A 12,970-nucleotide genomic window follows, 5' to 3' on the forward strand; every position below is an offset into this window, starting at 1 on the left:
GTCAGACCGCGCGCCGCCGCGCCGCCGGCGGCGTCAGCACGGTCGGCAGCGCCTTCGGCAAGGTTTCGGGCCAGTCGCGGCTGTAGTGCAGGCCGCGGCTTTCGCGTCGCGAACACGCGCTTTCGACGATCAGTGACGCCACATCCACCAGATTGCGCAGTTCCAGCAGGTCGCGGCTCACCTTGAAATTCGCGTAGTACTCGTGGATTTCGTCACGCAGGAGCGCAATGCGATGCCGGGCGCGCGCGAGCCGCTTGTCCGTGCGCACAATGCCGACGTAGTTCCACATCAGAAGCCGCAACTCGTCCCAGTTATGCGCGACGACGACTTCTTCGTCGGGATCCGACACGCGGCTTTCGTCCCAGTCGGGCAGGGGCGCGTGGCATCCGGCGGAGAAACCGTCCGCTTCGATGGCCGCCGCCGCCGCTCGGCCGACCACGATGCATTCCAGCAGCGAATTGCTCGCCAGCCGGTTCGCCCCGTGCAGCCCCGTGCACGACGTTTCCCCGACCGCATACAGCCCGGGACGGTCGGTGCGCCCGGCGAGATCGGTCACGACGCCGCCGCAGGTATAGTGCGCGGCCGGCACGACCGGAATCGGCTCTTTCGCGATATCGATGCCGAACTCGCGGCAGCGGGCGAGGATTGTCGGGAAGTGTTCCTCGAGGAACGCGCGCGGCTGGTGGCTGATATCGAGATACACGCAGTCGATGCCGCGCTTCTTGATCTCGAAGTCGATCGCCCGGGCGACGATATCGCGCGGCGCGAGCTCGGCGCGTTCGTCGTGCGCGGGCATGAAGCGCGTGCCGTCCGGCAGGCGCAGCACGCCGCCTTCGCCGCGCACGGCTTCCGAGATCAGGAACGACTTCGCGTACGGGTGAAAGAGGCAGGTCGGATGAAACTGGATGAACTCCATGTTCGCGACCCGGCAGCCCGCGCGCCACGCCATCGCGATGCCGTCGCCGGTCGCGGTGTCGGGATTGGTCGTGTAGAGATAGACCTTGCCCGCGCCGCCCGTCGCGAGGACCGTGTGCGGCGCCTCGATCGTGACGGTGCGGCCGCTTTTCAGGTCGAGCGCGTACAGACCGTGGCAGCGATGGCCCGGCAGCCCGAGCCGGTCGGACGTGATCAGGTCGATCGCGTAGTGGTCTTCGAGAACGGTGATATTAGGATGATTGCGCACGCGCTCGCCGAGCGTCGTGACGACCGCGTGGCCGGTGGCGTCCGCAGCGTGGATGATGCGGCGATGGCTATGCCCGCCTTCGCGCGTCAGATGGAAGCCGAGTTCGGCGGAGACATCGCGCGTGAAGGGCACGCCTTCGTCGATGAGCCATTGAATCGCGGCGCGCCCGTTTTCGACGATGTAGCGCGTCGCCGCTTCGTCGCACAGGCCGCCGCCCGCGATGAGCGTGTCGGCCACGTGGTCGTCGACGCTGTCCGCCGAGTCCAGCACCGCCGCGATGCCGCCTTGCGCCCAGTCGCTCGCGCCTTCGCTCGCCGCGCGCTTCGCGATGATCGCCACGCGCCGCGTCTCGGCGAGATTCAGCGCGACGCTCAGGCCCGCGAGTCCGCTCCCCACGATCGCTACATCGAAGTTCATGCCGCCGTGTCTCCGTCGCTGTCGTTGTCGATAGCCGGCAAGCATAACGCGCGAGCGCCGGAAAACCGCGAAAACCCATGCACGACCATGTGAAACCCGCATGAAAACCGCGCCGCAAAACAAAAAGCCCCGCATGAGCGGGGCTTTTTGCTGTCTTCGTCAGGCACTCAATCTCAAGTGCGGTACGTCTTCCGCGTGAGCGGAACAACGCCGCTTTACTTGATCTTGGTTTCCTTGTACTCAACGTGCTTGCGGACGACCGGATCAAATTTCTTGATCAGCATCTTTTCCGGCATGTTGCGCTTGTTCTTGGTCGTCGTATAGAAGTGACCCGTGCCTGCGGTCGATTCCAACTTGATCTTGTCGCGTGCGCCCTTGGCCATGTGCGTGCTCCTTAGATTTCACCGCGTGCGCGCAGATCTGCGAGCACGGAGTCGATACCGTTCTTGTCGATCAGGCGCAGACCGGCGTTCGAAACGCGCAGACGGACCCAGCGATTTTCGCTTTCAACGAAGAAACGGCGGTTCTGCAGGTTCGGCAGGAAACGACGCTTGGTCTTGTTGTTGGCGTGGGAAACGTTGTTGCCGGACATCGGCCCTTTCCCAGTTACTTGGCATACGCGTGCCATGCGAGCACTCCTAATACAGTCTGATTCCTACGCTCGGCGCAGCGGATGCTGCAAGCCGACCTCTTTTTCCCTGGTTGCCTTTACCGGGAACTTGGCAGCACGGTTATGCCAATGAGGACCGCGTAAGCTCAGAACAGGTGGGTTGAGAAAAGCAAACGCGGATTCTAGCAGGAAAAGCCGTGCGTTATCAAGGCGTTTTGCTCCTTTTCCTATTCGGCAGACCGACCTCAAAGCCAGCGTCACAGCCAACCCTCGCGCGCGAACGAAAAAATGTCATTCGACGCGACGACCATATGATCCAGCAGCTTTACGTCGATGAGCGAGAGCGCGTCCTGGAGCGTGCGCGTGAGCTTGCGGTCGCCCGCGCTCGGCTGGATGCCGCCGGACGGATGATTATGCGCGACGATCAGTCCGGCCGCGTTCAGCGCCAGCGCGCGCTTGACGATTTCGCGCGGATACACGGCCACGCGCGTGAGCGAGCCCCGCGCCTCCTCGCAAATGTCCAGCAACTGGTGGCGCGCGTCGAGATAGATGCAAATGAACACTTCGTTCGGACGCGTGCCGATTTTCAGGCGCAGAAAGTCTTCGACGGCGCCGGGGGAATTCAACAGCATGCGGTTTCGCGCTTTCTCCGCCAGCATGCGCCGGCACAGTTCGGAAACCGCGATGAGCGTCGCCGCGCGCGCCTCGCCGATGCCGCGTTCGGCTTGCAACTCGGCGGCGGATGCATCGAGCATGGCGCGCAGCGAGCCGAAACGCCGCAACAGCGCGCGGGCGACATCGACGGCGGTGCGACCCGGCACGCCGGTGCGCAAGAAAAGCGCGAGCAATTCGGCATCGGCTAGCTTCTCGGCACCCGAACTGAGCAGGCGTTCACGCGGCCGGTCGGCCTTTTCCCATTTCGAGATGGCTAGTGCCGCGAGCCGGACGGTTTCGGAAGTCTCCGATGGCGCGGCGGGAACGGACTCCGCAACAGGCGCGACGTTCGTGCTTGCAACCGGCACCGCATCGGTCGCGGCAACCGACGCACAAACCGACGCACAAACCGGCGCACAAACCGGCGCGACTTCCGGCGCAGTATCCAGCGAGACGACGCCCGTCATCGCCCGCTCCGAAGAGACCGCGTTCCGCGCGCCGCCGCACCAACGCCGCACGTGCCTGACGCGTCGCCGGACCACTCTGTCTTACAATAGCGGTTTTGGCGCCCGTTTCGACCCTGCGCCCCGCGGTTCGCAGCTTCGCGCCGACGAGCCGCCGCTCGCCCGGCCCACGCCGCGCTTTCGACTGAACCGCCACATCCAATACTCATGAGCATCATCGATATCTCCGAGGTCAAGCCCGGCTCCCATGTCACGCTGCATTACCGGCTGGCACTGGCCGACGGCGCCGACATCGTCAACACCTTCACCGACAAGCCCGCCACGCTTCTGCTCGGCGCAGGCCAGCTCGCCCCGCCGCTCGAAGAAATTCTGCTCGGGCTCAAGGTCGGCCACCATTCGACCTTTCGGCTAACGCCGGAACAGGCGTTCGGGCCGCGCAACCCTGAGCTGCTGCAGCGAGTGTCGCTCGCGACGCTGCGCGAAAACAGCATGGTCGGCGAGGATTTTTCTCCCGGCGATCTCGTCGAATTCAACGCGCCCAACGGCGGGCGCTACGCGGGCGTGCTCAAGGAAGTGGGCGAGACGTCGGCGCTTTTCGACTTCAATCACCCGCTTGCCGGCCAGACGCTGGCGTTCGAAGTGAAAATCATCGGAATTCTGTAGCCATGAGCCTGATCGAAAGCCTCACCGATATCGAAACCGACGTCGAAATCCTGCTCGCGCAGCCGCGCGGCTTCTGCGCGGGCGTGGACCGCGCGATCGAAATCGTCGAGCGCGCGATCAAGCTGTTCGGCGCGCCGATCTATGTGCGCCACGAGATCGTGCATAACGCGTACGTCGTCGCCGATTTGCGCAAGAAGGGCGCGATCTTCATCGAGGAACTGTCGGACGTGCCCGAGGGCAGCACGCTGATTTTCAGCGCGCACGGCGTCTCGAAAGCCGTGCGCGTCGAAGCGGAAACGCGCGGGCTGCGCGTGTTCGACGCCACGTGCCCGCTCGTGACCAAGGTGCACATGGAAGTCGCGAAGATGCGTCAGGAAGGCTTCGATATCGTGATGATCGGCCACAAGGGACACCCGGAAGTCGAAGGCACGATGGGGCAGTCCGGCGAGGGCATGCATCTGGTCGAAGATATCGAGGACGTGCTGAAGCTCGATCTGCCCGACCCGAACCGCATTGCGTACGTGACGCAGACGACGCTCTCGGTCGACGACGCCTCCGCCATCATCAACGCGCTCAAGAACAAGTATCCCGCGATCAAGGAGCCGAAGAAGCAGGACATCTGCTACGCGACGCAGAATCGCCAGGACGCGGTGAAGTTCCTTGCGCCGCAGTGCGATGTCGTGATCGTGGTCGGCAGCCCGAACAGCTCGAATTCGAGCCGGCTGCGCGAAGTGGCCGAGCGCAGCGGCATCCCCGCCTATATGGTGGATTCGCCGACGCAGATCGATCCGAACTGGGTCGAAGGCAAGAAGCGCATCGGCGTGACGGCGGGCGCGTCGGCGCCGGAAGTGCTCGCGCAGGCTGTGATCGCGCGGCTTCGCGAACTCGGCGTGCGCAGCGTGCGCTCGCTGGAAGGCATCGAAGAGACCATTTCTTTTCCGCTGCCGCGCGGATTGTCGTTGCCGCAATAAGTTAGACGAAACCTTCGAAAAGCGCCTGCGGGCGCTTTTTTTTCGCCCAGGCACATGCGGCCGGCGGCGCGTGAACCATTTCAGTGCATCGTCGCAAAGCGCCGCAAACGTGTTCGGCCGAGCCTCGATAAAACCCCGCTCCCGGAATGGTGCAACTGCTGCACAAAACCGGATCGCAACCGGGTTGCGCTTTTTCGCGAAAATCGCCGAAAAATGCGGGTTGCAATGCTGGAAAACCCCGCCACGCAAGAATATTGCTCGTCTCATATTTAGCGTTACAATTCGCGCGTCCTGAGTCCGGAAGGGCCTCTGGCAACGGTTCTGAAAGGCGCAGGAGATCTCATTTGATGCGATTCAAGTTTGCTTACGCCGTGTCCATCGCGGCTGCGGTTGCAATGGCAACCGCATGCGGCAAGAAGGACGAAGGCGGAGCGAGCGGAGCAGCACCGGCGGCAAGCGCCCCGACGGCGGCGACGGCTGCGCCGGCACCGGCGAGCGAAGCGACGGTGGTGAAGATCGGCCATGTTGCGCCGTTGTCCGGCACGCAGGCGCATTTAGGGAAAGACAACGAAAACGGCGCGCGGCTCGCGCTGGAGGAAATCAGCGCGCAGGGTCTCACCATCGACGGCCGCTCCATTCGCCTCGTGCTAGACAGCCAGGACGACGCAGCCGACCCGCGCACCGGCGAAGAAGCCGCGCAGCGCCTGGTGGATGACCATGTGGTCGCGGTGATCGGCCATTTGAATTCGGGCGTATCGATTCCGGCGTCCAAGATTTATAGCGATGCGGGCATCGCGGAGATTTCGCCGTCGACGACGAACCCGCAATACACGAAGCAGGGTTACAAGACGACCTTCCGCGTGGTCGCAACCGATGCGCTGCAAGGCCCCGTGCTGGCCGGCTACGCGATCAAGACGCTGCACGCGAAGAAAGTGGTGATCGTGGACGACGCGACCGCCTACGGCCGCGGCCTCGCCGACGAGTTCGCCAAGACGGCGCAGGCGGGCGGGGTGAAGGTCGCCGCGCGCGAGACGACATCGGAGAAGGCGCGCAACTTCAGGGCGATCCTTTTGAAGATCAAGCGCATGCAGCCGGACGCCGTGATGTACGGCGGCATGGACGCAACGGGCGGCCCGTTCGCGAAAGAAGCGGCGGCGCTCGGCGTGAAGGCGAAGATTCTGGCGGGCGACGGCGTCTGCACGGAGCAACTGCCCGAACTGGCGGGAGACGCGGTGCAGAACGTCGTGTGTTCGGAAGCGGGACCCGCGCTCGCGAAGATGGACAAGGGCGCGGACTTCGCGCAGAAGTACGAGGCACGGTTTCACACGCCAGTGCAGATTTACGCGCCGTTCACGTACGACGCGGTGTACGTGATCGTCGATGCGATGAAGCGCGCCAATTCCATCGAAGCGAGCAAGGTGCTCGCGGCGATGGCCACGACGGATTTCAACGGTCTGACGGGGCATATCGCTTTCGACGACAAAGGCGATCTGAAGACCAGCACCATCACGCTTTACGACTTCAAGGACAAAAAGAAGGATGTGCTCGACGTCGTGAAGCAGTAGCAGCAGGCGTTTGCAGTCTTGCGGCGCCTATCCGACAAGCGCCGTTTCGCATCCGTCTGGCGGACGCCCGCACCTATCCGGCGGCGGGCGCAACGACAGGCGATTAACCCTTACCGGTTTTTTTAAAAGTACGCGCAGTGCCGCTCCAGATTTCGCTTCACACCGGTTTATCGGCCGGTGATAAAAGCGTCATCCGGTCGCACGGGGCTAAGGAGCTTTAAATGGATATTTTCATCCAGCAGATCCTCAACGGTCTGGTGCTTGGCAGCGTCTACGCCATCATCGCGTTGGGTTACACGATGGTGTACGGCATTCTCGGCATCATCAACTTCGCGCACGGCGACGTGCTGATGGTGGGCGCAATGGTGGCGCTTTCAGCCATCGGCGTCATGCAGAACCACTTTCCCTCGATGCCCGGCCCGATCATGCTGACGATCGCGCTTATCGTCGCGGCGATCGTCTGCGCGATCGTCGGCTACACCATCGAACGCGTCGCCTACCGGCCGCTGCGCAAGGCGCCGCGTCTCGCGCCGCTCATCACCGCAATCGGCGTGTCGATCTTGCTGCAAACGGTCGCCATGATGATCTGGGGCCGCAACCCGCTCGCGTTCCCGCAGCTGCTGCCGACCGACCCGATCAACGTCATCACCGCGACGGAAACGCGTCCCGGCGCGGTCATCTCGATGACGGAAATCGTGATCATCGTGGTGGCGTTCCTCGTGATGGGCGGCCTCCTGCTGCTCGTGCACAAGACCAAGCTCGGCCGCGCGATGCGCGCGATCGCGGAAAACCCCGGCGTCGCATCGCTGATGGGCGTGAACCCGAACTTCGTGATCTCGGCGACCTTCATGATCGGCTCGGCGCTTGCTGCGCTCGCCGGCGTGATGATCGCGTCCGAATACGGCAACGCGCACTTCTACATGGGCTTCATTCCCGGCCTGAAGGCGTTTACCGCGGCGGTGCTGGGCGGCATCGGCAACCTGGGCGGCGCGATGGTCGGCGGCGTGCTTCTCGGCCTCATCGAGCAGTTGGGCGCCGGTTACATCGGCAATCTGACGGGCGGCGTCTTCGGCAGCAACTATCAGGACGTGTTCGCCTTCGTCGTGCTGATCATCGTGCTCGTGTTCCGTCCGTCGGGTCTGCTCGGCGAACGTGTCGCGGACCGCGCTTAAAGACCGTGTGAGGAGCTCTACAAAATGACTTCGATTCAACCGATTGAGCCGTCCACGACGCTCATCCCCGAGAAGAACACGGGCAAGACGCTCGTCGTCGGCATCATCGTCGCCGCGTTCGTGATCGCCGCGCCGATGGTGATCGGCGCAGCCGGCGGCAACTACTGGGTCCGCGTGCTCGACTTCGCGATGCTCTACGTGATGCTCGCGCTCGGCCTCAACGTCGTGGTCGGCTTCGCCGGCCTGCTCGACCTGGGCTACATCGCGTTCTATGCAGTCGGCGCGTACGTCGCGGCGCTCCTGTCTTCGCCGCAGCTTACCTCGCAGTTCGAATGGATCGCGCATCTCGCGCCGGGCGGGCTGCATGTGCCGTTCCTTCTGATCGTGCCGGTCGCGATGGCGCTCGCCGCCACCTTCGGCGTGCTGCTCGGCGCACCGACGCTGCGTCTGCGTGGCGACTACCTCGCTATCGTGACGCTCGGCTTCGGTGAAATCGTGCGGATCTTCATGAACAACCTCGACCGTCCGGTGAACATCACGAACGGTCCGAAGGGCATCACGGGCATCGATCCGGTGACGGTGGCGGGCTTCAATCTGTCGCAGACGCACGAGCTGTTCGGCATGAAGTTCCCGTCGGTGTACATGTACTACTACCTGTTCGTGCTCGGCGCGCTCATCGTGATCTGGGTCTGTACGCGCCTGCAACACTCGCGTATCGGCCGCGCATGGGCCGCGATCCGCGAAGACGAAATCGCCGCGAAGGCCATGGGCATCAACACGCGTAACGTGAAGCTGCTCGCATTCGCGATGGGCGCATCGTTCGGCGGCCTGTCGGGCGCGATGTTTGGCGCCTTCCAGGGCTTCGTGTCGCCGGAATCGTTCACGTTCTGGGAATCGATCGTCGTGCTGGCGTGCGTGGTGCTCGGCGGCATGGGCCACATTCCGGGCGTGATTCTCGGCGCGGTGCTGCTCGCCGTGTTCCCCGAATTCCTGCGCTCGACGATGGGCCCGCTGCAAAACGCCGTCTTCGGCCATCAGATCGTGGATACCGAAGTCATCCGCCAGTTGCTGTACGGTCTGGCGATGGTGCTGATCATGCTGTATCGCTCGGAAGGCCTGTGGCCCGCCGCGAAACACGAAGACAAGATCGCGAAGATCGCGAAGCGCAACGGCAAGAAGCCGGTGCGCGCCTAAGCGGGGGAATCAAAAATGAGCGACAAACGTACTCGATTGTCCGTGAAGGGCGTGAACAAGCGTTTCGGCGGCTTGCAGGCGCTGTCGGAAGTGGGCCTCGAAATCAAGGAAGGCGAAATCTACGGCCTGATCGGCCCGAACGGCGCGGGCAAGACGACGTTCTTCAACGTCATCACGGGCCTCTATACGCCTGATTCCGGCGAATTCAAGCTCGACGGCGAAGCCTACACGCCGACCGCCGTGTATCAGGTGGCGAAGGCGGGCATCGCGCGCACGTTCCAGAACATTCGCCTCTTCGGCGGCATGACCGCGCTGGAGAACGTGATGGTCGGCCGCCATGTGCGCACGAAGCATGGCCTGATCGGCGCGGTGTTCCAGACGCCCGCCGAACGTCGTGAAGAGAAGGAAATCAAGGAGCGCGCGCTGGAACTGCTGGAGTACGTCGGCGTGCTGCAATACGCGGACTACACGTCGCGCAATCTGTCGTATGGCCACCAGCGTCGTCTGGAGATCGCGCGTGCTTTGGCGACCGATCCGAAGCTGCTCGCGCTCGACGAGCCCGCAGCCGGCATGAACGCGACGGAGAAGGTCGAACTCACGCGCCTACTCGACAAGATTCGCGCGGACGGCAAGACGATTCTGTTGATCGAACACGACGTGAAACTCGTGATGGGATTGTGCAACCGCATGACGGTGCTCGATTACGGCAAGGTGATCGCCGAGGGTCTGCCGCAGGACGTGCAGAAGGACCCGAAGGTGATCGAAGCATATCTGGGTGCGGGGGTGCACTAAATGGCGACCACAAGCGCAATGTTGAAGGTCAAGGGTCTGCAGGTGAACTACGGCGGCATCCAGGCGGTGAAGGGTGTCGATCTGGAAGTCGGGCAGGGCGAACTGGTCACGCTGATCGGCGCGAACGGCGCGGGCAAGACCACGACGATGAAGGCCATCACGGGCCTGAAGCCGTTCTCGGGCGGCGATATCGAGTACATGGGCCAGTCGATCAAGGGCGTGCCAACGCACGAGCTGTTGAAGCGCGGCCTCGCGATGGTGCCGGAAGGCCGCGGCATTTTCGCGCGCATGTCGATTCTCGAGAACATGCAGATGGGCGCGTATCTGCGCAACGATTCTGATGGCATTCAGAAGGACACCGAACGGATGTTCGGCTTCTTTCCGCGCCTGAAGGAGCGGGCGTCGCAGTATGCGGGTACGCTGTCCGGCGGCGAGCAGCAGATGCTGGCGATGGCGCGGGCGTTGTTGTCGCGTCCGAAGCTGCTGTTGCTCGATGAGCCTTCGATGGGACTTTCGCCGATTATGGTCGAGAAGATCTTCGAAGTCGTTCGGGAGATTTCTAGCGAAGGGCTGACGGTGCTGCTCGTCGAGCAGAACGCGCGGCTGGCGCTTCAGGCCGCTAATCGCGGGTATGTGATGGATTCGGGTACCGTCACCATGTCCGGCGATGCTAAGGTCATGCTCGATGATCCTAAGGTTCGGGCGGCTTATTTGGGCGAGTGAGGGTCTTTTTCTTTCCTCGCGGGGCGGGGGTTTTGTTTGCTCCCGCTCTCTTCGGTCTTCTTGCTTGTTCGTAGAACTTGTATTCGTATCGGTCTATTAGCGTTGCCCCTCCCCGGGGCGGGGGTCACTTTCTTTGCTGCTGCAAAGAAAGTAACCAAAGAAAGCAGCTTTTTGGCCCGCAGCAATAACAGCGTGGGCACTCCGCAGAAGAACCGTGGCACTCAGCTAATCGGCAGCCCTGAATCAACTTCCGCGCCCGCTGAGCGCCACGTCCTCCGAGCCCCTTGGCTCGTCAACACCACACCCCCCGTTTTATGCTCCGCCTGCGATCCAGGCTTAGTTGACGACCGCGCAAACGCTGTTCGGAATACTAACGTTATGCGGACGCGCATTCGCGCGGACAAGCGCGCGTACCTATGCAAACGTTCGGTGTTAACGAGCCAAGGGGCTCGGAGGACGTGGTGCTTAGTGGGCGTGGAAGGTGATTCAGGGTTGATTTAAACTGAGTGCCAATGCTTTTCTGCGAAGTGATCACGCTCTTGATGCTGCGGGCCAGAAAAAAGCTGCTTTCTTTGGTTACTTTCTTTGCAGCAGCAAAGAAAGTGACCCCCGCCCCGGGGAGGGGCAACGCTAATAGACCGACACGAATACAAGTTTCACGAAGAAAGCAGCGGGCACCCCCGCCCCGGGGAGGGGCAAAGCAAATAGACCGAGACGAAAACAAGTTCCACGAAGAAAGCAGCCAGCAACCCCGCCCCGGGAAGGGGCACGCTGATAGACGGAAACGGGAGAACGAAGAGACAAAACTAAAGCCGCTTCCCGAGACTGACAACCTCATCAACGCGATACCCAAGCCGCTCATAAAAGGGCAAGAGATCCCGCCGAGCAGAAAGAATCTGCAAATTAACCTTAGGACATCCAGCACGAGAAAGCGCCGCTTCCGCATGAAGCATCAAAGCGCGCCCATACCCGCGCCCCCGCATGGCAGGCGAAACGGCGAGCGAATAAATCCACCCGCGATGCCCGTCATACCCGCACATCACAGTGCCGACGACATCCCCGTCGAGCGCTCCGACAAAGAACAACTCCGGCTGCGTGCGCAGCTTATTAGCAATCGACAACGCCGGATCGCGCTGCGGCCGCGATGCATCCGCGTACTCCGGAAACACATCGCGCCACAGAGCGATCACGGCATCGCGATCGCTCGCATCGAACGTGCGGATGATCACAGCGAATCGAGCACCGAGCGCAGCATCGACATCATCTGATCGATCTCGTCCTTGGTGACATTGAGCGCGGGCATGAAGCGCAGCAGATTCGGCCGTGCCGCGTTCAGCAAGAGTCCATCAGGCTGCATCAGCCGAGCCTTCTCGACGATCTGCGGCCCCTGATCGCGATCCAGCAGCAACGCGCGCAACAGACCTTCGCCGCGCTCGCCGTTGAAACCGCGTTCGTCCGATAGCTTCAGCAATTCCGAACGCAAATACTCGCCGCGCTCGCGCACGCCTTCGAGAAAGCCCGGTGCCGTCAGTTGCGAAATCACCGAATAGCCCACCGCCGTCATCAGCGGATTGCCGTTGTACGTGCCGCCCTGATCGCCCGCTTCGAAGCACGCCACATCCGCCGTGGACAGCAGCGCCGCGAGCGGCACGCCGCCGCCGATGCCCTTGCCGAGCGTCATGATGTCCGGCTCGATGCCCGACAGCTCGTACGCGAACAATGTCCCCGCGCGACCGCAGCCGCTTTGCACTTCATCGACGATCAACAGGATGTTGTGCCGCTTCGTCAGCGCGCGCAACTCATGCATGAACTCGCGCGTCGCGGGAATCACGCCGCCTTCGCCCTGAATCGGCTCCAGCATCACGGCCACGGTCTTCTCGTTGATGAGCTTCTCGACCGATGCGATATCGTTCAAATCCGCCTTCGGAAAGCCCGGCACCTGCGGCGCGTAGATCGTGTCCCAGCCCGCCTTGCCGCTCGCAGACATGGTCGCGAGCGTTCGCCCGTGGAAGCTGTGGTCGAACGTGATGATCTCGTACGCGCCGTTGCGGAACTTGCGGCCCCACTTGCGCGCGAGCTTGATCGCGCCTTCGTTCGCTTCCGCGCCGCTGTTGGCAAAGAACACCTTGTCGAAGCAACTGTGCTTTGTGAGCAGCGCGGCGAGCTTCGCCATCGGCTCGTTATAGAACGCGGGCGACGGATTGATCAGCGTGCGCGCCTGCTTCTCGAGCGCCTCGATCACGCCGTCGTTGCAGTGACCGAGCGAATTCACGGCCCAGCCCTGGATGAAGTCGAGATAGCGTTTGCCGGTGTTGTCGTAAAGCCAGGAGCCCTTGCCGTGCGTGAACACGATCTCGGGGCGGTTCGTGATGTACATCAGCGAATCGACGGGGTACTCATTGAAATTCATGACAGCAGGCTCCGGGCGTGGACTCAGGTGAAAAAAACGGCGCGCAAAAAACAAAAGCCACGGTGTTTCCGTGGCTTCATTCTCTGCGCTTCAGACTAACCGAACATGTGCGCGAATGCATGACGAGCCAGCGGCATCCCTAGGGAAGCGGC

The 12,970-nt window shown here is 62.5% G+C and carries 13 protein-coding genes; 7 read left to right on the forward strand and 6 right to left on the reverse strand.

Annotation, left to right across the window (positions count from 1 at the left end; all coding sequences use genetic code 11):
• Window position 1: 1 nt before the first annotated feature.
• The 4 genes from nadB to radC form a co-directional block, all read right to left on the reverse strand.
• Window positions 2-1,600, reverse strand: coding sequence for an L-aspartate oxidase (gene nadB / locus JYK05_RS02695; RefSeq protein ID WP_206467696.1), 1,599 nt, complete (start codon window positions 1,598-1,600; stop codon window positions 2-4).
• Window positions 1,601-1,815: 215 nt separating this feature from the next.
• Entirely contained in the window at window positions 1,816-1,983 is a 168-nt protein-coding gene (gene rpmG, locus JYK05_RS02700) for a 50S ribosomal protein L33 (RefSeq protein WP_007180630.1), read from the reverse strand.
• An 11-nt stretch (window positions 1,984-1,994) separates the two neighbouring features.
• The gene (gene rpmB, locus JYK05_RS02705; protein ID WP_175939651.1) at window positions 1,995-2,228 is read right to left on the reverse strand and encodes a 50S ribosomal protein L28; all 234 of its coding nucleotides are present in this window, start codon (window positions 2,226-2,228) and stop codon (window positions 1,995-1,997) included.
• A 239-nt stretch (window positions 2,229-2,467) separates the two neighbouring features.
• Complete coding sequence (gene radC, locus JYK05_RS02710; protein ID WP_206467697.1) at window positions 2,468-3,331, reverse strand: DNA repair protein RadC; 864 nt, start codon at window positions 3,329-3,331, stop codon at window positions 2,468-2,470.
• A gap of 204 nt (window positions 3,332-3,535) precedes the next feature.
• Between radC and JYK05_RS02715 the strand changes: the two genes are divergently transcribed.
• The 7 genes from JYK05_RS02715 to JYK05_RS02745 all read left to right on the forward strand — a co-directional run bounded on the left by JYK05_RS02715 (window position 3,536) and on the right by JYK05_RS02745 (window position 10,408).
• A complete protein-coding gene (locus JYK05_RS02715; RefSeq protein ID WP_206467698.1) occupies window positions 3,536-3,991 on the forward strand; it encodes a peptidylprolyl isomerase in 456 nt (151 codons plus the stop codon).
• A gap of 2 nt (window positions 3,992-3,993) precedes the next feature.
• Window positions 3,994-4,962, forward strand: a complete 969-nt coding sequence (ispH, locus tag JYK05_RS02720; RefSeq protein ID WP_175939654.1) for a 4-hydroxy-3-methylbut-2-enyl diphosphate reductase — start codon at window positions 3,994-3,996, stop codon at window positions 4,960-4,962.
• A 347-nt stretch (window positions 4,963-5,309) separates the two neighbouring features.
• Window positions 5,310-6,527: a branched-chain amino acid ABC transporter substrate-binding protein gene (locus JYK05_RS02725; protein WP_206467699.1), complete on the forward strand. Its 1,218-nt coding sequence runs from the start codon at window positions 5,310-5,312 to the stop codon at window positions 6,525-6,527.
• A gap of 221 nt (window positions 6,528-6,748) precedes the next feature.
• Entirely contained in the window at window positions 6,749-7,699 is a 951-nt protein-coding gene (locus tag JYK05_RS02730; RefSeq protein WP_206467700.1) for a branched-chain amino acid ABC transporter permease, read from the forward strand.
• Between the two features lie 24 nt (window positions 7,700-7,723).
• The gene (locus tag JYK05_RS02735; RefSeq protein WP_206467701.1) at window positions 7,724-8,893 is read left to right on the forward strand and encodes an ABC transporter ATP-binding protein; all 1,170 of its coding nucleotides are present in this window, start codon (window positions 7,724-7,726) and stop codon (window positions 8,891-8,893) included.
• Between the two features lie 15 nt (window positions 8,894-8,908).
• Window positions 8,909-9,685, forward strand: coding sequence for an ABC transporter ATP-binding protein (locus tag JYK05_RS02740; protein ID WP_175939658.1), 777 nt, complete (start codon window positions 8,909-8,911; stop codon window positions 9,683-9,685).
• Window positions 9,686-9,703: 18 nt separating this feature from the next.
• Window positions 9,704-10,408, forward strand: a complete 705-nt coding sequence (locus JYK05_RS02745; protein ID WP_159837870.1) for an ABC transporter ATP-binding protein — start codon at window positions 9,704-9,706, stop codon at window positions 10,406-10,408.
• Window positions 10,409-11,214: 806 nt separating this feature from the next.
• Here JYK05_RS02745 and JYK05_RS02750 read toward each other — a convergent pair.
• A complete protein-coding gene (locus JYK05_RS02750) occupies window positions 11,215-11,637 on the reverse strand; it encodes a GNAT family acetyltransferase (protein ID WP_206467702.1) in 423 nt (140 codons plus the stop codon).
• Entirely contained in the window at window positions 11,634-12,818 is a 1,185-nt protein-coding gene (locus JYK05_RS02755; RefSeq protein WP_206467703.1) for an acetylornithine transaminase, read from the reverse strand. Before JYK05_RS02755 ends, JYK05_RS02750 begins: the two co-directional genes overlap by 4 nt.
• Between the last annotated feature and the right edge of the window lie 152 nt (window positions 12,819-12,970).

The organism is Caballeronia sp. M1242, from assembly GCF_017220215.1.
In the GTDB taxonomy this organism is placed as follows: Bacteria; Pseudomonadota; Gammaproteobacteria; order Burkholderiales; family Burkholderiaceae; genus Caballeronia.

Coding starts and splice junctions, on each gene's coding strand:
- nadB (WP_206467696.1), bottom strand. CDS start 1,600: ATGAACTTCGATGTAGCGATCGTGGGGAGCGGACTCGCGGGCCTGAGC.
- rpmG (WP_007180630.1), bottom strand. CDS start 1,983: ATGGCCAAGGGCGCACGCGACAAGATCAAGTTGGAATCGACCGCAGGC.
- rpmB (WP_175939651.1), bottom strand. CDS start 2,228: ATGGCACGCGTATGCCAAGTAACTGGGAAAGGGCCGATGTCCGGCAAC.
- radC (WP_206467697.1), bottom strand. CDS start 3,331: ATGACGGGCGTCGTCTCGCTGGATACTGCGCCGGAAGTCGCGCCGGTT.
- JYK05_RS02715 (WP_206467698.1), top strand. CDS start 3,536: ATGAGCATCATCGATATCTCCGAGGTCAAGCCCGGCTCCCATGTCACG.
- ispH (WP_175939654.1), top strand. CDS start 3,994: ATGAGCCTGATCGAAAGCCTCACCGATATCGAAACCGACGTCGAAATC.
- JYK05_RS02725 (WP_206467699.1), top strand. CDS start 5,310: ATGCGATTCAAGTTTGCTTACGCCGTGTCCATCGCGGCTGCGGTTGCA.
- JYK05_RS02730 (WP_206467700.1), top strand. CDS start 6,749: ATGGATATTTTCATCCAGCAGATCCTCAACGGTCTGGTGCTTGGCAGC.
- JYK05_RS02735 (WP_206467701.1), top strand. CDS start 7,724: ATGACTTCGATTCAACCGATTGAGCCGTCCACGACGCTCATCCCCGAG.
- JYK05_RS02740 (WP_175939658.1), top strand. CDS start 8,909: ATGAGCGACAAACGTACTCGATTGTCCGTGAAGGGCGTGAACAAGCGT.
- JYK05_RS02745 (WP_159837870.1), top strand. CDS start 9,704: ATGTTGAAGGTCAAGGGTCTGCAGGTGAACTACGGCGGCATCCAGGCG.
- JYK05_RS02755 (WP_206467703.1), bottom strand. CDS start 12,818: ATGAATTTCAATGAGTACCCCGTCGATTCGCTGATGTACATCACGAAC.